This is a genomic window from Micromonospora sp. MP36 (assembly GCF_008119785.1).
Taxonomy (GTDB): Bacteria; Actinomycetota; Actinomycetes; order Mycobacteriales; family Micromonosporaceae; genus Micromonospora.
The window spans coordinates 1-20,180 of record NZ_VSFA01000003.1 but is presented as its reverse complement, the minus strand read 5'-3'; the positions used below and the strand labels follow the sequence as shown (position 1 = coordinate 20,180).

At 72.3% G+C, this 20,180-nt stretch carries 19 protein-coding genes; 11 read left to right on the top strand and 8 right to left on the bottom strand.

The window, feature by feature from the left end:
• Window positions 1-75: 75 nt before the first annotated feature.
• Window positions 76-2,238: an elongation factor G-like protein EF-G2 gene (locus FXF52_RS05130; RefSeq protein ID WP_148794090.1), complete on the bottom strand. Its 2,163-nt coding sequence runs from the start codon at window positions 2,236-2,238 to the stop codon at window positions 76-78.
• A gap of 252 nt (window positions 2,239-2,490) precedes the next feature.
• Between FXF52_RS05130 and pgsA the strand changes: the two genes are divergently transcribed.
• From pgsA to FXF52_RS05085, 9 genes are all read left to right on the top strand, one after another.
• On the top strand, window positions 2,491-3,105 hold the full coding sequence (gene pgsA, locus FXF52_RS05125; RefSeq protein WP_148794089.1) for a phosphatidylinositol phosphate synthase: 615 nt from the start codon (window positions 2,491-2,493) through the stop codon (window positions 3,103-3,105).
• Complete coding sequence (locus tag FXF52_RS05120) at window positions 3,102-4,043, top strand: phosphatidylinositol mannoside acyltransferase (RefSeq protein ID WP_148794088.1); 942 nt, start codon at window positions 3,102-3,104, stop codon at window positions 4,041-4,043. The genes pgsA and FXF52_RS05120 overlap by 4 nt, the downstream gene beginning before the upstream one ends.
• A gap of 14 nt (window positions 4,044-4,057) precedes the next feature.
• Entirely contained in the window at window positions 4,058-5,218 is a 1,161-nt protein-coding gene (locus tag FXF52_RS05115) for a glycosyltransferase family 4 protein (protein ID WP_148794087.1), read from the top strand.
• A gap of 82 nt (window positions 5,219-5,300) precedes the next feature.
• Complete coding sequence (locus FXF52_RS05110; RefSeq protein ID WP_148794086.1) at window positions 5,301-5,804, top strand: hypothetical protein; 504 nt, start codon at window positions 5,301-5,303, stop codon at window positions 5,802-5,804.
• A gap of 143 nt (window positions 5,805-5,947) precedes the next feature.
• Window positions 5,948-6,865, top strand: coding sequence for a pyridoxal 5'-phosphate synthase lyase subunit PdxS (gene pdxS / locus FXF52_RS05105; protein WP_148794085.1), 918 nt, complete (start codon window positions 5,948-5,950; stop codon window positions 6,863-6,865).
• 72 nt (window positions 6,866-6,937) lie between these two features.
• Window positions 6,938-7,543: a pyridoxal 5'-phosphate synthase glutaminase subunit PdxT gene (gene pdxT, locus FXF52_RS05100; RefSeq protein ID WP_148794084.1), complete on the top strand. Its 606-nt coding sequence runs from the start codon at window positions 6,938-6,940 to the stop codon at window positions 7,541-7,543.
• Between the two features lie 286 nt (window positions 7,544-7,829).
• The gene (locus FXF52_RS05095) at window positions 7,830-8,579 is read left to right on the top strand and encodes a YebC/PmpR family DNA-binding transcriptional regulator (protein WP_148794083.1); all 750 of its coding nucleotides are present in this window, start codon (window positions 7,830-7,832) and stop codon (window positions 8,577-8,579) included.
• 57 nt (window positions 8,580-8,636) lie between these two features.
• The gene (locus tag FXF52_RS05090) at window positions 8,637-8,849 is read left to right on the top strand and encodes a type II toxin-antitoxin system VapB family antitoxin (protein ID WP_148794082.1); all 213 of its coding nucleotides are present in this window, start codon (window positions 8,637-8,639) and stop codon (window positions 8,847-8,849) included.
• Between the two features lie 225 nt (window positions 8,850-9,074).
• Window positions 9,075-9,242: a PIN domain nuclease gene (locus FXF52_RS05085; RefSeq protein WP_148794081.1), complete on the top strand. Its 168-nt coding sequence runs from the start codon at window positions 9,075-9,077 to the stop codon at window positions 9,240-9,242.
• Between the two features lie 15 nt (window positions 9,243-9,257).
• Here the strand turns inward: FXF52_RS05085 and FXF52_RS05080 are convergent, their stop codons facing one another.
• From FXF52_RS05080 to FXF52_RS05060, 5 genes are all read right to left on the bottom strand, one after another.
• Complete coding sequence (locus FXF52_RS05080; RefSeq protein ID WP_148794080.1) at window positions 9,258-10,319, bottom strand: ABC transporter permease; 1,062 nt, start codon at window positions 10,317-10,319, stop codon at window positions 9,258-9,260.
• The gene (locus FXF52_RS05075) at window positions 10,316-11,209 is read right to left on the bottom strand and encodes an ABC transporter ATP-binding protein (RefSeq protein ID WP_148794079.1); all 894 of its coding nucleotides are present in this window, start codon (window positions 11,207-11,209) and stop codon (window positions 10,316-10,318) included. Before FXF52_RS05075 ends, FXF52_RS05080 begins: the two co-directional genes overlap by 4 nt.
• Before the next feature lie 82 nt (window positions 11,210-11,291).
• Window positions 11,292-11,996, bottom strand: a complete 705-nt coding sequence (locus FXF52_RS05070; RefSeq protein WP_148794078.1) for a response regulator transcription factor — start codon at window positions 11,994-11,996, stop codon at window positions 11,292-11,294.
• Between the two features lie 77 nt (window positions 11,997-12,073).
• Complete coding sequence (locus tag FXF52_RS05065; protein WP_148794077.1) at window positions 12,074-13,345, bottom strand: sensor histidine kinase; 1,272 nt, start codon at window positions 13,343-13,345, stop codon at window positions 12,074-12,076.
• A gap of 19 nt (window positions 13,346-13,364) precedes the next feature.
• Window positions 13,365-14,363: a hypothetical protein gene (locus tag FXF52_RS05060; protein ID WP_148794076.1), complete on the bottom strand. Its 999-nt coding sequence runs from the start codon at window positions 14,361-14,363 to the stop codon at window positions 13,365-13,367.
• 64 nt (window positions 14,364-14,427) lie between these two features.
• On the opposite strand from FXF52_RS05060, the gene FXF52_RS05055 reads away from it, so the two are divergent.
• Window positions 14,428-14,997, top strand: a complete 570-nt coding sequence (locus tag FXF52_RS05055; RefSeq protein ID WP_148794075.1) for a GNAT family N-acetyltransferase — start codon at window positions 14,428-14,430, stop codon at window positions 14,995-14,997.
• Window positions 14,998-15,048: 51 nt separating this feature from the next.
• On the opposite strand, the gene FXF52_RS05050 is transcribed toward FXF52_RS05055, so the two are convergent.
• Window positions 15,049-15,993 (bottom strand): permease prefix domain 1-containing protein, encoded by a 945-nt coding sequence (locus tag FXF52_RS05050; RefSeq protein ID WP_148794074.1) that lies wholly within the window; start codon window positions 15,991-15,993, stop codon window positions 15,049-15,051.
• Entirely contained in the window at window positions 15,990-16,331 is a 342-nt protein-coding gene (locus tag FXF52_RS05045; protein WP_148794073.1) for a PadR family transcriptional regulator, read from the bottom strand. The genes FXF52_RS05050 and FXF52_RS05045 overlap by 4 nt, the downstream gene beginning before the upstream one ends.
• 184 nt (window positions 16,332-16,515) lie before the next feature.
• On the opposite strand from FXF52_RS05045, the gene dnaE reads away from it, so the two are divergent.
• Window positions 16,516-20,049 (top strand): DNA polymerase III subunit alpha, encoded by a 3,534-nt coding sequence (gene dnaE / locus FXF52_RS05040; RefSeq protein ID WP_148794072.1) that lies wholly within the window; start codon window positions 16,516-16,518, stop codon window positions 20,047-20,049.
• Window positions 20,050-20,180 lie beyond the last annotated feature (131 nt).

The following is a 20,180-nucleotide window of genomic DNA, read 5'->3' as shown; positions in this document are numbered from 1 at the left end:
CCGCCGGCGCCGCCCGGGCACCCTGGGTGGCGTTCCCGCCCGCCGGACGCCTCGCCCGGGTGCCCGCGGCGGGCGTCAGGAGCGGGCGCTGTGTTCCTTGCGAACCTGCTCGGCGAGGTGGGCGGGCATCGGCTCGTACCGGGCGAACTCCCGCCGGAAGGTGCCGGTGCCGGCGGTCATCGAGCGCAGCTCGACCGCGTAGCGGAGCAGTTCGGTGGCCGGCACCTCGGCGCGGACCACCGTCCGCCCCTCGGCGTCCGGATCCGGCTCGGTGCCCAGCACCCGGCCGCGCCGGCCGGACAGGTCGCCCATCACCGCACCCACCGACGAGTCGGGCACCCGGACGGTCACCTCGTCGACCGGCTCCAGCAGCGTCGGCTGCCCCTTCTCGGCGGCGTCGCGCAGGGCCAGGGCGCCGGCGGTCTGGAACGCCGCGTCGGAGGAGTCGACGCTGTGCGCCTTGCCGTCGAAGAGGGTCACCCGCAGATCCACCACCGGGCAGCCGGCCACCAGGCCGCGCTCCATCTGCGCCCGGACGCCCTTCTCCACCGACGGGATGTAGTTGTGCGGGACCGCGCCGCCGACCACCTTGTCCACGAACTCGAAGCCGCCGCCGCGCGGCAGCGGCTCCACCTCGATGTCGCAGACCGCGTACTGGCCGTGGCCGCCGGACTGCTTGACGTGCCGCCCGTGCCCCTTGGCGGCGCTGGTGAACGCCTCGCGCAGCGCCACCCGGACCGGCTCGGTCTCCAGCTCCACCCCGCCGGCCCGCAGCCGGTCGAGCACCACGTCGGCGTGCGCCTCGCCCATGCACCAGAGCACCAGCTGGTGGGTCTCCGGGTTGCGCTCCAGCCGCAGCGTCGGGTCGCCGGCCACCAGCCGGGCCAGGTTGCGGGCCAGGGCGTCCTCGTCGGCCCGGCTCTTCGCCACGATCGCCACCGGCAGCAGCGGCTCCGGCATCTCCCACGGCGCGATGAGCAGCGGCTCCTCCTTGAGGGAGATGGTGTCGCCGGTCTCCGCGCTGCCCGACTTGGTGATCGCGCAGAGGTCACCGGCGACCGCGGCGGGCACCTCGCGCAGCGTCGCGCCGAGCGGGCTGTAGAGGTGGCCGACCCGCTCGTCGGCGTCGTGGTCGGCGTGGCCCCGCTCGGCCATGCCGTGCCCCGACACGTGGATCACCTGGTCGGGGCGGAGCGTGCCGGAGAAGACCCGGACCAGGGAGACCCGCCCCACGTGCCGGTCGACGGTCGTCTTGACCACCTCGGCGACCAGCGGACCGTCCGGGTCGCAGGCCAGCGGCGGACGCGGCGAGCCGTCCACCCCGGTGACCGCCGGCAGCTCGTGCTCCAGCGGCGACGGGAACGCCGCCACCAGCCCGTCGAGCAGCACGTCCAGGCCGACGCCGGTCTCGGCGCAAACCGGCACCACCGGGTAGAAGTGGCCCCGGGCCACCGCCGTCTCCAGGTCGGTGATGAGCACCTCGGTGTCGATCTCCTCGCCACCGAGGTAGCGGTCCATCAGGGTCTCGTCCTCGCTCTCCGCGATGATCCCCTCGATCAGCTCGTTACGGGCCTCCTGGATGGCCGGCAGGTGCTCCGGATCCGGCTCGCGCACCGCCGCCGGCAGCCCGTTCGAGTAGTCGAAGACCCGCCGGGTGATCAGCCCCATCAGGCCGACCACCGACACACCGTCGTCGCCCAGCATCGGCAGGTAGAGCGGAAGCACGTTGTCGCCGAACACGCGCTGGCACAACGCCACCGCCTCGTCGAAGTCGGCCCGCGGGTGGTCCAGCCGGGTCACCGCGACCGCCCGCGGCATGTCCACCGCGGCGCACTCCTCCCAGAGCGCGGCGGTGGCGGCGTCCATCCCGTCGACGGCGGAGACCACGAACAGCGCGGCGTCGGCGGCGCGCAGCCCGGCGCGCAGCTCGCCGACGAAGTCGGCGTAGCCGGGGGTGTCCAGGAGGTTGACCTTGACGTCGTGGTGCAGCAGGGGGGCGCAGCACAGGCTCACCGAGCGCTGCTGGCGTACGGCGGCGGGATCGTGGTCGCAGACCGTGGTGCCGTCGGTCACGGTGCCGGCCCGGCTGATCGTGCCGCTGGCCGCGAGGAGCGCCTCGACCAGTGTCGTCTTGCCGGCTCCCGAGTGCCCGACCAGCACCACGTTGCGAATCCTGTCGGGCTCGCTCACCACCGGCGCGCCGCCGGTGACACCCTTCTCCTGATTTTTCTGCGCCATCGCGGCGCACCTCCCTCAGCCGGTGGTGGGTGGCGACCGCCGCGCGCGACGGGGAAGCGGGCCCGGGCGGGTACCGCGGCGATATCCTCCGGTGGTCTCCTGGACGACGGGTTCTCGGACGGGGGGTCGGTGAGCTGGCTCACCTCCCTGGCTCGATCTCACACCCGATGCCGACCCGGCACAAGCCCGCCAGGCGGGTCGGGACGCCCGGCCGTGTCGTGAGCGGCTGCCGGCCGTTATCGTGGGACCGCCATGGCGAAGATCTTCCAAGTGACGGCCCGGGCGGGCATGACCCGCGTCGTGGAGCCGATCGCGCGCGGGCTGCTCCGCGCGGGCGTGTCCCCCAACGCGGTCACCGTGACCGGCACCCTCGGCGTGCTCGTCGGCGCGCTCGGCTTCGGCGCGCGCGGCCACCTGGTCGCCGGCGCGCTGATCGTCACGGTCTTCGCGCTCACCGACCTGCTCGACGGCACGATGGCCCGGATGAGCGGCGGCTCCACCCGGTTCGGGGCCTTCCTCGACTCGAGCATGGACCGGATCGCCGACAGCGCCGTCTTCGGCGCGGTCGCATACTGGCTGGCCACCGAGCACCACTACTCGGGGGTGGCGGCGGCGCTGCTCTGCCTGGCCGCCGGCGGGCTGGTGTCGTACGTCAAGGCCCGCGCCGAGGGCCTGGGCATGACCGCGAACGTGGGCGTCGCCGAGCGCACCGAGCGGCTGCTGATCGTCGGGGTGGGCGGCCTGCTCACCGGCCTCGGCCTCGGCCCGGCGCTGCCGATCGCGCTCTGGCTGCTCGCCGCGGTCTCGATCTTCACGGTCGGGCAGCGCATGGTCCACGTGTACCGGCAGGCGGTCAGCCCGGAGTGAACCTCACCGAGTTGGGCCTGGTCGCCGGCTGGCGGGTGGCCCGGGCGCTGCCCCGGCCGGTTGTCGCCGCCGCCTTCCGGGCGGGCGCCGACCGCGCCCACCGCAAGGGCGGCGGGGCTACGGCCCGACTCCGCGCCAACCTCCGCCGGGTGGTCGGCCCGCAGGTGAGCGAGGCGGAGCTGGACGAGCTGGTCCGGGCCGGCCTGCGGTCATACGCCCGGTACTGGATGGAGGCGTTCCGGCTGCCCGCCCTGAGCCGTCAGCAGATCCTCGCCGGGTTCCACCTGGACGGCGCGGACCTGCTCGGCGCCGACGTGGCGGCCGGCCGGGGCGCGGTGATCGCGCTGCCGCACGCCGGCAACTGGGACGCCGCGGGCGCCTGGGTGGCCGCCACCGGATGGCCGATCACCACCGTCGCCGAACGGCTCAAGCCGGAGGCTGTCTACGAGCGTTTCCTCGCCTTCCGGCAGGGCCTCGGCATGGAGATCCTGCCCACCCACGGCGGCGACCGGCCGGCGTTCGACGTGCTGCTGGACCGAATCCGGGCGGGCGCGGTGGTGCCGCTGCTGGCCGACCGGGACCTCTCCGCCCGCGGGGTGGAGGTCGACTTCTTCGGCGCCCGGACCCGGATGCCGGCCGGCCCGGCCCTGCTGGCGATCCGGACCGGCGCGCCGCTCTACGTCACGTCGATGTGGTACGAGCCGGACATCGCCCGCGGCGCCCTGACCCAGGTGGAGCTGCCCGACCCGGCGAGCGGCCCGCTGGACGAGCGGGTCCGCGCGCTCACCCAGCGCATTGCCGACGGTCTGGCGGCGGGCATCGCGCGGCATCCGGAAGACTGGCACATGTTGCAGCGGATGTGGCTGGACCAGCGCGCGACGACCGACGGCGGCACGGGCGCCCCGGCGCAGCCGCCGGCCAGCCCCGGGACCATCTGAGGAAGCGGGCGCAAATGCGGATCGGCATCGTGTGCCCGTACTCCTTCGACGTCCCGGGCGGGGTGCAGAACCACGTCATGGACCTGGCCGAGGCGCTGATCGGGCTGGGGCACGAGGTGAGCGTCCTGGCCCCGGCCGACGAGGACGCGCCGCTGCCCGCGTACGTGGTGCCGGCCGGGCGGGCGGTGCCACTGCCGTACAACGGCTCGGTGGCCCGGATCGCGTTCGGCCCGGTCTCCACCGCCCGGGTGCGGCGCTGGATCACCCGGGGCGACTTCGACGTGCTGCACGTGCACGAGCCGCTCACGCCCAGCCTGTCGATGCTGGCCGTGCTCTGCGCGCGCGGGCCGGTGGTGGCCACCTTCCATACCGCGATGACCCGGTCCCGGGTGCTCTCGGCGGCGCAGGGGGTGCTGCAGATCCTGCTGGAGCGGATCACCGCCCGGATCGCGGTCAGCGCCCTGGCGCGCAAGGTGCAGGTCGAGCACATGGACGGCGGGGCGGTGGAGATCCCCAACGGGGTGGCGGTGGCGAAGTTCGCCGGCGTCGAGCCGTTGCCCGGCTGGCCGGGGGAGTGCGGGCCGGGCACCGGGGGGACGGTCGGGTTCCTGGGCCGGTTCACCGAGCCCCGCAAGGGCTTCCCGATCCTGCGGGACGCCTTCGTCGCGCTCGCCCCGCACCGGCCCGGGCTGCGGCTGCTGGTGGCCGGGCCGGGCGACCCGGACGACCTGTACGGGCAGTTCCCGGCCGAGGTGCGGGACCGGGTCAGCTTCCTCGGCCAGGTCTCCGAGGCGGACAAACCTCGCATGCTGCGCAGCCTGCACCTGTACGTGGCGCCGAACACCGGCGGGGAGTCCTTCGGGATGATCCTCACCGAGGCGCTCGCCGCCGGGACCACCGTGGTGGCCAGCGACCTCGACGCCTTCCGCCGGGTGCTGGACGGCGGGCGGGCCGGGCAGCTGTTCCCGACCGGCGACGCGGCGGCGCTGCGCACCGCCCTGGCCGAGCTGCTCGACGACGCGGACCGGCGGGCGGCGCTGACCGCCTGCGGCGACCAGGTCGTGGCGAATTTCGACTGGCCTGTGGTCGCCCGCCGGGTGGTGGAGGTGTACGCGGCCGCGATCGAGGCCACCGACGGCCGGGTGATGGACCAGGAGTGGGCGGGGCTGGGCTGAGCCGCGTGGCCGGTGGGGCCGATGTGACGGGCGCGCCGGCCGGAGGCCGCGCCGGACCGGACGGGAACGGAGCAGCACTACGATGCCGGGCATGTGGTGGGTGGTGGGCACGGTCCTGGCCGTCGGGCTCGTCGCGGCGTACCTGATCTGGACGGCCGGCCGGGTCGAGCGGCTGCAGGCCCGCGCGGAGTCCGCGGCCCGGGCGCTCGACGCCCACCTGCTGCGCCGCGCGGCCGCCGCCGCGGTGCTGGCCGAGCGGCGCTACGGCGTGGAGCTGTACGCGGCGGCCCGGATCGCCCTGGACGCCGTGCCGGAGGAGCGGGAGGCCGCCGAGAACGACCTCACCCGCCAGCTGCGCGCGGTCGAGCTGGACCCGGACGAACCGGCCTGCGAGGCGGTGATCGCCGCCAGCCGGCGGCTGGCGCTGGCCCGGCAGGTGCACACCGACCTGGTCCGGGACGCCCGGACGGCCCGCGGCCGCCCGTTGGTACGCCTGTTCCGGATGGGGCGCCGGCACGAGTGGCCGCAGTACTTCGACATCGACGACCCCACCCTCACCACCCGGGCCGACGTCACCACCGCCTGACGACCGTCCCGGCCCCGGCGCTCCCCGGGCGTGACACCGACCACAGAGCAGGCCACCCGGGGTCTGATTGGCTGTCGGATCCTCGTTGACCCCGTCGTAGCCTTTTCGCAGCCACCCCCGAGCAGGTCAAGGAGCGATGACCCGTGCCCGAATCCACCTCCCCGAACACCAACGCCACCTCCGTCGTCGGCACCGCCCGCGTCAAGCGGGGCATGGCCGAGATGCTCAAGGGCGGCGTGATCATGGACGTGGTCACCCCCGAGCAGGCCAAGATCGCCGAGGACGCCGGAGCGGTCGCCGTCATGGCACTGGAGCGGGTGCCCGCCGACATCCGCGCGCAGGGCGGCGTGTCCCGGATGAGCGACCCGGACATGATCGACGGCATCATCAACGCCGTCTCGATCCCGGTCATGGCCAAGGCCCGGATCGGCCACTTCGTCGAGGCGCAGATCCTGCAGTCCCTCGGCGTGGACTACATCGACGAGTCCGAGGTGCTGACCCCGGCGGACTACGAGAACCACATCGACAAGTGGGCGTTCACCGTCCCCTTCGTCTGCGGCGCGACCAACCTGGGCGAGGCGCTGCGTCGGATCACCGAGGGCGCGGCCATGATCCGCTCCAAGGGCGAGGCCGGCACCGGTGACGTCTCCAACGCCACCACCCACATGCGCAAGATCCGCAAGGAGATCCGCCGGCTCCAGTCGCTGCCGGCCGACGAACTGTTCGTCGCCGCCAAGGAGCTCCAGGCGCCGTACGAGCTGGTCAAGGAGATCGCCGAGACCGGCAAGCTGCCGGTGGTGCTGTTCACCGCCGGCGGCATCGCCACCCCGGCCGACGCGGCCATGATGATGCAGCTCGGCGCCGAGGGCGTCTTCGTCGGCTCGGGCATCTTCAAGTCGGGCAACCCGGCCCAGCGCGCCGCCGCGATCGTGAAGGCCACCACCTTCCACGACGACCCGGACGTGCTGGCCAAGGTCTCCCGCGGCCTCGGCGAGGCGATGGTCGGCATCAACGTCGACGAGATCCCGCAGCCGCACCGGCTGGCCGAGCGCGGCTGGTGACACGCAAGGCGGGGCCCCTGCTTAGCGCCTGAGGCATAGCAGGGGCCCCTCTTGGCAGCGAGAGGAGCGAAGGTGACCACACCCGTCATCGGGGTGCTCGCCCTGCAGGGCGACGTGCGGGAGCACGTCGCCGCCCTGGCCGGGGCCGGCGCGGACGCCCGCCCGGTACGCCGTCCGGCCGAGCTGGACGCGGTCGACGGGCTGGTCATCCCCGGCGGCGAGTCCACCACCATCAGCAAGCTGGCCGACATCTTCGAGCTGCGCGAGCCGATCGACAAGCGGATCGCCGCCGGCATGCCGGTGTACGGATCCTGCGCCGGCATGATCATGCTGGCCGCCGAGGTGCTCGACGGCCGCCCCGACCAGCGGGGCTTCCAGGGCATCGAGATGACCGTCCGGCGCAACGCCTTCGGCCGTCAGGTCGACTCGTTCGAGGCGCCGGTGGAGATCGACGGGGTCGAGGGCGAGCCGTTCCACGCCGTCTTCATCCGGGCCCCCTGGGTCGAGCGGGTCGGCGCGGGCGTCGAGGTGCTCGGCCGGGTCACCGAGGGGCCGGCCGCCGACCGGATCGTCGCGGTCCGGCAGGGCAACCTGCTGGCCACCTCGTTCCACCCGGAACTCACCGGCGACCTGCGGGTGCACCGCTACTTCGTGGACCTGGTCCGGTCCGCGGCCTGAGGCCGGGAGCAGTCCTTCCGTACCCTCGCGGGCATGTTTTCGGGCCGGCGGTTGTTGTCTCCCGGCGGCGGCCGGGCCACCCGCGGGCCCGTCCCGGCGTCCCGGCACGGGTGCCGGGTGTGACATGCGGGGACGCCCTCTCGGTAGGATTGCCGCGGTTCGGCAGGGCCATCGCTCGCCGCAGCCGTCCACGCGGAGCCGACCGGCCAGCTCCATCCGTACCGGTTGACCGTGGATTCGGCGCGGGCAGTCGACGCAGGCGTGGATCATCAAACGGAGGTATGAGATGTCTGGCCACTCAAAGTGGGCGACCACCAAGCACAAGAAGGCCGTCATCGACGCCAAGCGCGGCAAGATGTTCGCCAAGCTGATCAAGAACGTCGAGGTGGCGGCCCGGACCGGCGGCGGCGACCCGGCCGGCAACCCGACCCTCTACGACGCGATCCAGAAGGCGAAGAAGAACTCCGTCCCGAACGACAACATCGACCGCGCGGTCAAGCGCGGCTCCGGCCTGGAGGCCGGCGGGGCCGACTACCAGACGATCATGTATGAGGGCTACGGCCCGAACGGCGTCGCGCTGCTCATCGAGTGCCTCACCGACAACCGCAACCGCGCCGCCACCGAGGTACGCACCGCGCTGACGCGCAACGGCGGATCGTTCGCTGACGCCGGCTCGGTGTCGTACCTGTTCTCCCGCAAAGGCGTGGTGATCGTCCCCAAGGCGGGCACCACCGAGGACGACGTGATGATGGCGGTCCTCGACGCCGGCGCCGAGGAGGTCAACGACCTCGGTGAGGCGTACGAGGTGGTCTCCGAGCCGGGTGACCTGATCGCGGTGCGCACCGCCCTGCAGGACGCCGGCATCGAGTACGAGTCGGCCGAGTCCTCCCTCGTGCCCAGCGTCAACGTGCCGCTGGACGAGGAGGGCGCGCGCAAGATCTTCAAGCTGATCGACGTCCTCGAGGACTGCGACGACGTGCAGAACGTCTACGCGAACTTCGACGTCTCCGACGAGGTCATGGCCGCGGTCGGCTGACCCAGGCGCTGGATAGATACACCTCCCGGGTACATCTTTATCCGGGAGGTGTATTTCATGGCCAAGACCCTGCTGGACCTCGATGAGGACCTTCTGGCGGAAGCGACCGCGGCTCTCGGCACCACTACCAAGAAGGAGACGGTGACGGAGGCCCTCCGGCAGGCCGTGGAGTCCAGCCGCGAGCGCCGGCAGCGGGCCTTGGCCGATCTTCAGGAGGTCGCCGACGAGGGGGGCTTCCACTTCGAGCGGCTCAACGAGCTCGACCGGTGAAGTATCTGGTCGACACGAGCGCCCTGGTCCGCATGGTCCGTCGTCAGGTCGATTCGAGCTGGTCCGACCTCGCCGCCCGCGGCCTGATCGCCATCTGTGACCCGGTGCTCGTGGAAACCCTGACCATCGCCGACGCCAAGGCTTGCGACCGGGTCGAGCGGGGGCTGCGCGACCTCTACCCATGGGTTCCGGTTCCCGACGACGCCTGGCAGGTGGTGCGGGGCGGTGCGGCAGGAACTGGCCAGCCAGAGCGCACACCAGGGCCTGTCCGTCGCGGATCACCTGGTGATCGCCACCGCCATCCGCCTGAAGCTGGTCGTACTTCATCAGGACGCCGGCTTCGAGACCGCGGCCAGGCTCGTGCCGCAACTGAGCCAGGAGCGGATCAGCTGACCCTACCCGTGCGGTTCAGCCGAGGGCCTCGCGCCCGCGCCACGCCGCCCGCACCGACGTCCGCCCGTTGGTGCGCAGCAGCGACCCCTCGTACACCCGGGCGCCGGCGGCGACGAAGGCGAGCGCGGTCACCAGCAGCAGGGCCAGCGACACCAGCGGCTCCCAGCCGGCCGCGTCGCCGGTGAACATCCGCAGCGGCATCGCCGTCGGCGCCGAGAACGGCAGGTACGACAGGATCCGCATGGCGGTGGCATTGTCGTGCAGGAAGATCACCGCGAAGAACGGCAGCATGACCGCGAGCTGTACCGGCAGCGACACACCGCCGATGTCCTCCTGACGGGTGACCAGCGCCCCGGCCACCGCCCACAGCGCCGCCAGCAGCAGGAAGCCGAGCAGGAAGAACGGCACGAACCAGCCGATCGCCGGCCCGATCAGCGCGAGCAGGTCGCCGTTGTCGGCCAGCTGCATGCCCGCCACCGTGGCCACGGCGATCAGAGCGATCTGCCCGAGCGCCAGCACGCACGCCGCCATGATCTTGCCGGCCAGCAGCGCCCGTACCGGCACCGCGGCCACCAGGATCTCCACGATCCGGGTCTGCTTCTCCTCGGTCACGCTCTGCGCGATCTGCACGCCGAACATCTGCGACGTCGTGAAGAACACGAACGCGAAGGCGAACGGCACGAAGAAGGCGGCCAGCGGGTCCACCGCGTCCGGATCCAGCAGCCGCACCACCGGGCCGCTGCTCAGCGCCTTCACCACGTCGTCCGGGGCCTCGTCCAGGGCCAGCACGGTCGGCCCGGCGACCACCGCCGCGTCCACCTCACCGTCGCGTACCGCGCGCTCGGCGGCGGCGTCGTCGGCGACCGGCCGGACGTCGAGGCCGGCCTGGCGCAACGGGGCGGCGACGGACGCGGTGGCCGCGACCGCCGAAGGGCCGCCGGCCAGCAGCGCCGGCAGCACCGTCGCGCCGACGGCGATGAGCAGGAAGAACAGGGTGCCGAACAGGAAGGTCCGGTCCCGCAGCTTCACCCGGATCTCGCGGCCGGCGATCAGCCGGACGGCCTGGTACACGTTCACTGGTTGACCTCTCGGAAGATCTCGGCGAGGGACGGGGTGACCGGCCGGAAGGCACGGACCGGGCCGCGCGTGAGCGCCTCACGCAACACCCGCTGGTCGTCGGAGCCCGCTGCCAAGTCGAAGACGGCGCGGGTGCCGTCGAGGTCGACCAGGGTCACCCCCGGCTGGTCGCGCAGCCAGCCCGCGTCGCCATCGACGACCAGCTCGAACCGGGGCAGGGTGTACTCCGCCCGCAGCTCCTCCCGGCCGCCGGCCGCGCGGATCGCACCGTCCGCGATGATCACCAGGTCGTCGCAGAGCCGTTCCACCACGTCGAGCTGGTGACTGGAGAAGAGCACCGGTACGCCCGCGCGCGCCCGTTCCCGAAGCACCGAGACCACGGTGTCCACCGCCATCGGGTCGAGCCCGGAGAACGGCTCGTCCAGCACGAGGAGCTCCGGGTCGTGCACCAGCGCCGCGGCGATCTGAGCCCGCTGCTGGTTGCCCAGCGACAGCGTCTCCAGCAGGTCGTCGCCGCGCTCGGCGAGCCCCACCCGCTCCAGCAGCGCGTCGGTGTTGCGCCGCGCCGCGGCGGGGTCGAGCCCGTGCAGCCGCCCCAGGTGGACGACCTGCTCCCGGACGGTCATCTTCGGATAGAGGCCGCGTTCCTCCGGCATGTAACCGAACCGTCGCCGGTCCTGCCGGGTCAGCCGGGAGCCCCGCCAGAGGAGCTGACCGGCATCCGGAGCGAGTACGCCGAGAATGATCCGCATCGTGGTGGTCTTGCCGGCGCCGTTACCGCCGACGAAGCCGGTCATCCGCCCGGCCGTCACCTCGAAGGAGATGTTCTTGAGCACCTGGCGGTCGCCGAAGCTGCGATCGACACCGTCCAGGCGGAGCGTGCTGGTCATGGCAGTGGACGGTAGCCGGCCACGGACGGGATGCCGTCCGTCCGGCGGCTGATCATGGAGGTCCACCGCGCGGTGGACCCGGTCATCCGCCCGGCTGGACGATGCCGTGCTCGTAGGCGAAGATCACCGCCTGCACCCGGTCCCGCAGGCCGAGTTTGGCCAGCACCCGGCTGACGTGGGTCTTCACCGTGGCCTCGCCGAGGTGCAGCGTGGCGGCGATCTCGGCGTTGCTGGCGCCCCGGGCGAGCAGCTCCAGGACCTCGTACTCGCGTTGGGTCAGCGCGGCGGGCGGCGCGTCGGTGGGCAGCCGGGCCGGGCCGCCGGCCGGTTGGCCGGGCCGGGCGAAGGCGGCGATGACCCGCCGGGTGAGCGCGGGCGCGATGAGGCCGTCGCCCCGGGCCACCACCCGCACCGCGTCGATCAGGTCCTCTGGCGTGCCGTTCTTGAGCAGGAACCCGCTCGCGCCCGCGCGCAACGCGGCGAACAGGTAGTCGTCCCGGTCGAAGGTGGTCAGGATCAGCACTGCGGGGCCGTCCGGCCCGGCCTCGGCGGTGATCCGGCTGGTGGCCGCCAATCCGTCCAGGACGGGCATCTGGACGTCCATCAGGACGACGTCGGGTCGGGTTGCCCGGGCCATGGCCACCGCCCGCTCACCGTCGGCGGCCTCGCCCACCACCTCGATGTCGTCCTCCACCTCGAGGATGACGCGGAACCCCGTACGCACCAGGTGCTGGTCGTCGGCGAGCAGCACCCGGACGGCCCGGCGGGCGTCCACGCTGCCGCTCATGCCGGCACTCCGCTGCGCTCCCGTGCCGTCATGAGGTTCCACCGCGCTGTGCCGATGATTCGCTCGCTCACGCTCGCTCATGGCGCCCCCTCGCGGGTGAGCGGAATCCGGGCGCGGACCCGGAACCCGCCGTCCGGGCGGGGACCGACCTCCAGCACGCCGTCGTGGACCGCCACCCGCTCCCGCATGCCGATGAGGCCGAGCCCACCCCCGCCGGGCGGCTTGGTGGGCCGTCCGTCGTCGCTCACGTCGACCTCGATCTCCCGGGCCAGGTAACGGATCCGCACGTCCAGCACGGTAGCGCCGGCGTGCTTCACCGTGTTCGTCACCGCCTCCTGCACGATCCGGTACGCCGCCTGGGACACCGAGCGGGGCAGCGGCACCGGATCCCCGTACACCCCGACGGTGGCCGTCAGGCCGGCCTCGCGGGCGTTCTCGACCAGCTCCGCGACCTGCTCCACACCGGCGGCGGTCGACCGGGCGGCCTCGGTGCCGCCCCGGTCGCGCAGCACGCCGAGCATCCGGCGCAGTTCGTCGACGGCGGTCCGCGCGGTCTGCTCGATCGCGGCCAGGGCCGCGCGGGCCTTGTCCCGGTCCCGGTCGAGCACCCGCCGGCACGCCGCCGCCTGCACACCCATCACCGAGACGTGGTGGGCGACGACGTCGTGCAGCTCCCGGGCGATCCGGACCCGTTCGCCCATCACCGCCCGCTCGGCCGCCTCAGCCCGGGACCGGCGCAGCTCCTCCGCCTGCGTACGCAGCTCGTGCTCCCGGCGGGCGGCCAGCCAGGAGAGCTCGCCGAAGTAGTAGGCGAAGCCAAAGAAGATCAGGTTGAACAGCACGCCGTCGATGATCGCGGCCAGCACCGGCGGCACCGGGCCGACGGCCCCGGTGAACGGCGCCGCCGACAACTGGTCCATCCGCAGCGCCAGGGACAGGCCGAGCCAGGCGAACATCGCCACGATCACCCCGACCCGGACCCGGCCGGCCATGCGCCGGTCCGGCCCCCACGCGCCGAGGGTGTAGAGGGCGGCGAACAACGCGCCGGACGGGAGCTGGGTCAACGGGACGGAGCGGACCTGCCCGGCGATGAACGCCACCGAGATCACCACGGTGGTGACTACCGGCCACCGGCGCCGCCACGCCAGCGGCGCCGTGACCGCGAGCGACCACCAGACCTGCTCCGGCAGGGTGGGCGGGGAGCCGAAGGGGAACGCGCCGATGCTGCGAGCGAGGGCGAGGTCGAACAGCGCGAGGACGGTGACGGCGAGGGCAATCCAGGCGTCGGCTCGCCGCTGGCCGGCGGTCGGCGCCGGGCGGCGCCAGGGAACGGCAGGTGCGGTGCTCACCCACCGACCATGTCATCCGTCAGTCGACGGCGAACCTGCGGGCCACCGCGTCGAAGGCGGCCTTGCGGCGTACGGAGCCGTCGGGCAGCACCGCGACCAGCCCGTAGCCGGCGGTGTCCAGGTCGAGCTCCGGCTCGGGCCGGTGCGGATAGCTGAACGACGCGTAGGTGAAGACGAAGGCGCCGTCGACGCCGGCCGCGTCGGCCCGGTCCAGCAGGAGGCCGACCTCCTCGGCCTGCGCCCGCTCGTCCCGGACCACCGGCTCGCGCAGCCGGGGCGGGTCCGCGCCCCGGTCGACCACCGTCCAGGCGAGGGCGCCCCGGGCCTCGGCGCCCGCGTACGTGGCGCAGCCGAGCTCGGTGAGTACCACCGGCTTGCCGGGCCGGCGCCACCGCCCGATCGCCGCCGCCCACGCCTCCGGCGACTGCCCGCTGCGGTAGTGGTCCACGCCGACGAGGTCGAAGGGCCGCCAGTCGACGCTCTCGAAACCGAGCGCCGCGTACGTCACCGGACCCTGGAACCGGGAACGCGCCGTGGCGGCGGCCCGGCGCAGGTGCCGGTTGAGCGCCCACGGGAACGGGCCGTGGCGCAGCGTGCTCCACAGCAGCCGGCGCGGGCTGGTCATGGTGGCCATCCGGTCGGTGGTGGTGGCCCCGGCGACGATGCCGCGCAGGAATAGGGTCGCCTCCCAGCCGGCCACCAGCACCACCTCGGCGCCCCGGGCGCGCAGCCGCTCCCCGATGTCGGCGCAGCTGCCGAGTTGGAGGCGGGCGGCGGCCGACGTCGCGTCCGGCAGCGCGGGGGAGAGCCAGACCGCCAGCCCCGCCTCGGCGGCAGCCTCGGCCGCCACGCGCAGCCGGTCCAGGTTCTCCCCGACGAGTCGTACCGCGGTGGCGTGCAGCTCGGTGGCGATCACCCGCAGGTCGGCGCGGACCTGGTCGGGGTCGAAGTCCGGCCGGGACGGCCGGCCGGGCAGCAGTTCGACGCCTGTGTCGTAGACGATGCCCCGGACCCGCATGGCCACTCCTCATCGATACGAAACTCAGCTGACCGTACGCCGATCGCGCCCGTACCCTTCGCGGATGCTCGTCCCCGATCTGCCGCTGCGCACCGACCGGCTCCTGCTGCGCCCGTTCACCGCCGGCGACCTCGCCGCCCTGACCGCCTACCGCTCCCGGCCGGACGTCACCCGCTACCTCTACCACGAGCCGTACGACGACGTCGCCGCCCGGGCGGCGATCGAGCGCCTGCGGGGGCGCACCGCGCTGCGCGCACCGGGCGACGTGCTGAACCTGGCGATGGTGCTGCCGGCGACCGGCGAGCTGGTCGGCGACGTGCTGCTGACCTGGACCAGCGGCGAGCACCGGCAGGGCGAGATCGGGTACGTCCTGCACCCGGAGCACACCGGCCGGGGGTACGTCACCGAGGCGGCCCGGGAGATGCTGCGGCTCGGCTTCGAGGGCCTCGGCCTGCACCGGATCGTCGGCCGCCTCGACGGCCGCAACACCGCCTCGGCGCGGGTGCTGGAACGGCTCGGCATGCGCCGCGAGGCGCACCTGCGGGAGAACGAGTTCGTCAAGGGCGAGTGGACCGACGAGGTGGTCTACGCCCTGTTGGGCCGGGAGTGGCGGGCCGGAGCGGCCGAGCGCTGAGGCGGACACGTCCGGGCCCGGCGCCCCCGTGAGCGCCGGGCCGGGACCGCCTCAGGCGGCCTGCCGTCGGGCCTTGACGGCGCTGTCGATGAGGCCCCAGACGGTGACGGCCGCGGTGAGCACGACGGCCACCCGGGCCACGTCCTGCGCCCCTCCCTCACGCAGCCACTCGAACCGCTGGACCAGGTCCGGGTTGAGCAGCCGGTCGGTGAGCAGCAGCCAGACGAGTGGCACGGCGAAGGCGAGGTCGAGCACCGCCTTGGCGGCGACCAGCGGCCAGGTCCAGCGGCGGGCCCGGTACTTCGCGACCTCCAAGCCGATGTCGGCGACCAGGACCGCCAGCAGCAGCGGCAGCCAGAAGCTCCACAGCGCCGGGTCGATCATCGGCAGCCGCGAGCCGTCGCCCGACACCCAGGGCTGGAAGTGCTGCCAGGGGAAGAAGGCGATAGCGAGCACCAGGAAAACGATCGACGCGCAGCTGTCGACCAGCGTCACCTGCCGCTCCTCGGGTGCCTCGGGCAGTTGGTCGACGCTCCACTCGGGCAGGTTCAGCGGCGTGTTGGTGCGTTCGAGCACGGCGAAGCAGAGGGTGACCCAGAACGCGATCTGCACCGCGGTCTGCAGGGCGCTGCTCACCCCGACGCCGATCGCCCCGCCGGCGTCGCCCTCGACGGTGGCCTTGACCACGCCGGCAACGACGCCGACGATGGCCGGAATGAAGGTGAGCAGCGTCCGCAGCAGCCGCCACCAGAGCAGGTAGTAGCGCGGACCGATGAGCTGCAACCGGCGGTCGGTGTAGCGGGCGGCGAGCTGCTCGGGGTTGCCCAGCTCGGTGAGCACCGCGCGCTCCGCGCTGCCGCGGTCCTGCCCGGCGTCGGTGCGCCCGTCGATCATGTCCTCGATGGACGCGTGCAGCTCGGTCGCGATCTCGGTGCGGCGCTGCGCCGGAACCGCCCGGAGGGTGGCGGCGACGTAGCGGTCGGTCAGGGAACTCATCGGTCCACTCCTTCGATCAGGCTGGCGACGGAGGCCTGCACGGCGGCGAGGTCGTCGAGGAGGCGGTCCAGCAGCGCCTCGCCCTCGTCGCTGGTGCGGTAGAACTTGCGCGGCCGGCTCTCCTCGGTGTTCCACTCGCTGGTCAGCAGCCCCTGCTCCTCCAGCCGCCGGAGCAGGGGATAGAGCGTGTTGGCGTCGACCGGGAAGCCGTGCTCGCCGAGCCGTTGCAGCAGCGCGTAGCCGTAGTCGGGCCGGCGCAGGGCGACCAGGCTCGCCACCACCACCGTGCCGCGTCGCAGCTCCTGGAGATGGGTCCGGAGGACCTCCTCACTCACCATGCGTCACACGATACTGTGTGACACACACTATTTCAATCCCATGCAGCATCGTGCGGCATACGGGCATCGGAAGAGAGACCCGGAACACCCTCGGCGCGGACGGTGGAGCCGGTCAGGCGACCTGGGTAGGGTGAGTCGGTCGACTCCGACGCAGCCTTGATCCACACCCCGGGGGGCGCCACGCATGGGCGATTCGTTCGCGCATCTGCACGTGCACACTGAGTACTCGATGCTCGACGGGGCGGCGCGGCTCAAGGACCTCTTCGCCGAGGCGGCCCGGCTCGGCATGCCGGCGGTGGCGATCACCGACCACGGCAACATGCACGGCGCGAACGACTTCTACAAGCAGGCGATGGCGGCGGGCGTCAAGCCCATCCTCGGGGTCGAGGCGTACGTGGCGCCGGAGTCGCGCTTCCACAAGCAGCGGGTCAAGTGGGGCCGCCCCGAGCAGAAGAGCGACGACGTCTCGGGTAACGGCGCGATCACCCACATGACCATGTGGGCGGCCAACAAGACCGGCCTGCACAACCTCTTCACGCTCAACTCCCGCGCCTCCATGGAGGGCCACTACGTCAAGTGGCCCCGGATGGACATGGAGCTGATCGCCGAGCACGCCGAGGGCATCATGGCGACCACCGGCTGCCCGTCCGGCGCGGTGCAGACCCGGCTGCGGCTGGGTCAGTTCGACGAGGCGCTCAAGGTCGCCGCCGCGTACCAGGACATCTTCGGCAAGGAGAACTACTTCCTGGAGATCATGGACCACGGCCTGGACATCGAGAAGCGGGTCCGGGACGGGTTGATCGAGGTCGGCCGCAAGCTCGACATCCCGCCGGTGGTCACCAACGACTCGCACTACACCCGCGAGGAGCAGGCCGAGGCGCACGACGTGCTGCTCTGCGTGCAGACCGCCAGCAACATCGACGACCCCAACCGGTTCCGCCTCGAGGGTGGCGGCTACTACATCAAATCGGCCGATCAGATGCGCGCGGTCAACACCTCGGAGCTCTGGCAGCTGGGCTGCCGCAACACCCTGCTGATCGCCGAGAAGGTCGACCCGACCGGGATGTTCGAGTTCCACAACCTGATGCCGCGGTTCCCGATCCCCGAGGGGGAGACCGAGGAGTCCTGGTTCCGCAAGGAGACGTTCAAGGGGTTGGCCCGCCGCTTCCCCAACGGCATCCCGGAGGGACACGTCGCCCAGGCGGAGTACGAGCTGGGCGTCATCGTGCAGATGGGCTTCCCGTCGTACTTCCTCGTGGTCGCGGACTTCATCCAGTGGGCCAAGAGCCAGGGCATCGCCGTCGGTCCGGGCCGTGGCTCCGCCGCCGGCTCCCTGGTCGCGTACGCCCTGGGCATCACCGACCTGGACCCGATCCCGCACGGCCTGATCTTCGAGCGGTTCCTCAACCCCGAGCGCGTCTCCATGCCGGACGTCGACATCGACTTCGACGAGCGCCGGCGCGGCGAGGTGATCCGGTACGTCACCGACAAGTGGGGCGAGGACAAGGTCGCGCAGATCGCCACCTTCGGCACGATCAAGGCGAAGGCCGCGATCAAGGACTCGGCGCGGGTGCTCGGCTACCCGTACGCGGTGGGCGACCGGATCACCAAGGCGATGCCCCCGGCGGTGATGGGCAAGGACATCCCGCTGTCCGGCATCTTCGACCCGAAGCACCCGCGCTACGCCGAGGCGGGCGAGATCCGCGGCCTCTACGAGTCCGACCCGGACGTCAAGAAGGTCATCGAGACCGCGAAGGGCATCGAGGGGCTGATCCGGCAGACCGGCGTGCACGCCGCCGGCGTGATCATGTCCGCCGAGCCGATCATCGAGCACATCCCGCTGATGCGCCGGGACGCCGACGGGGCCATCATCACCCAGTTCGACTACCCGACGTGCGAGTCGCTCGGGCTGTTGAAGATGGACTTCCTCGGTCTGCGCAACCTCACGATCATCGACGACGCGGTCAAGAACATCCAGCTCAACCACGGCAAGGAGCTGGATCTGCTGGCCCTTCCGCTGGACGACAAGGCCGCCTACGAGCTGCTCGCCCGCGGTGACACCCTGGGCGTGTTCCAGCTCGACGGCGGGCCGATGCGCTCGCTGCTGCGGCTCATGAAGCCGGACAACTTCGAGGACATCTCCGCCGTGCTGGCGCTCTACCGGCCCGGCCCGATGGGCGTGGACTCGCACACCAACTACGCGCTGCGCAAGAACGGCCTCCAGGAGATCACGCCGATCCACCCGGAGCTGGAGGAGCCGCTGCGGGAGATCCTCGCCCCCACCTACGGCCTGATCGTCTATCAGGAGCAGGTGCAGCGCGCCGCGCAGATCCTCGCCGGCTACAGCCTCGGCCAGGCCGACCTGCTGCGCCGCGCGATGGGCAAGAAGAAGAAGGAGATCCTCGACAAGGAGTTCATCCCGTTCCGGGACGGCTGCCGCGAGCGCGGCTACTCCGACGAGGCGATCCAGGCGGTGTGGGACGTCCTCGTCCCGTTCGCGGGCTACGCCTTCAACAAGGCCCACTCGGCCGCGTACGGCCTGGTGTCGTACTGGACGGCGTACCTCAAGGCGCACTACCCGGCCGAGTACATGGCGGCGCTGCTCACCTCCGTCGGCGACGACAAGGACAAGATGGCGCTCTACCTTTCCGAGTGCCGGCGGATGGGCATCCAGGTGCTGCCGCCCGACGTGAACACCTCGGCCGGGCCGTTCACCCCGGTCGGCCGGGACATCCGCTTCGGCCTGGCCGCCATCCGCAACGTCGGCGCGAACGTGGTCACCTCGATCATGCGCTGCCGGGAGGAGAAGGGCGCGTACGCCGACTTCTACGACTTCCTGTCGAAGGTGGACGCGGTGGTCTGCAACAAGAAGACCATCGAATCCCTGATCAAGGCTGGCGCCTTCGACTCGCTGCAGCACCCGCGCAAGGGTCTGCTCGCCGTGCACGCCGACGCCATCGACGCGTACGCCGACGTCAAGCGCAAGGAGGCGGTCGGCCAGTACGACCTCTTCGGCGCCGGCTTCGGCGACGTGGACGCCGGCAGCAGCACCACGGTGATGCCGGTCATCGGCGAGGGGGAGTGGGACAAGCGGGACAAGCTCGCCTTCGAGCGCGAGATGCTCGGCCTGTACGTCTCCGACCACCCGCTGTTCGGCCTGGAGCACGTGCTCGGCGCGGCGGCCGACTGCACCATCGCCGCCCTCTCCGAGGAGGGGACCGTGCCCGACGGCGCGGTGGTGACGCTGGCCGGGATCCTCTCCGGCGTGCAGCGCCGGGTCACCAAGCAGGGCCGGGCCTGGGCCTCGGCCACGCTGGAGGACCTGGCCGGTGGCGTCGAAACGCTGTTCTTCCCCAACACCTACGAGGTGATCGGCCAGTACATCGCCGAGGACGCGATCGTGGTGGTCAAGGGGCGGGTGGACCGCCGCGACGACACCCCACGGATCATGGCGATGGACATGTCCATGCCGGACATCAGCAGCAACCCGGCGAACAAGCCGGTCACCCTGACCATCCCGGTGCACCGCTGCACGCCGCCGCTGGTGGAGAAGCTCAAGGAGACTTTGGTGCTGCACCCGGGCGACACCGAGGTGCACGTCAAGCTGCTCAACGGCGGCAAGGTGACCACGCTGCGCCTCGGGCCGTTCCGGGTGGCGGCCACCACCGCGCTGATGGGCGACCTGAAGAGCGTCCTCGGCCCGGCCAACGTCAGCTGACCGCAGCGGGCCGCGCCAAGATCGCCCGCCTGAGCCGGCCGCACGCTCGAACCGGCCGATGCTCGACCGCTAGGGGCCCGAGGTTTGGCGCTCTCGTCGGGCTGGTCGATATTTGTCCCCTATTGTAGGGG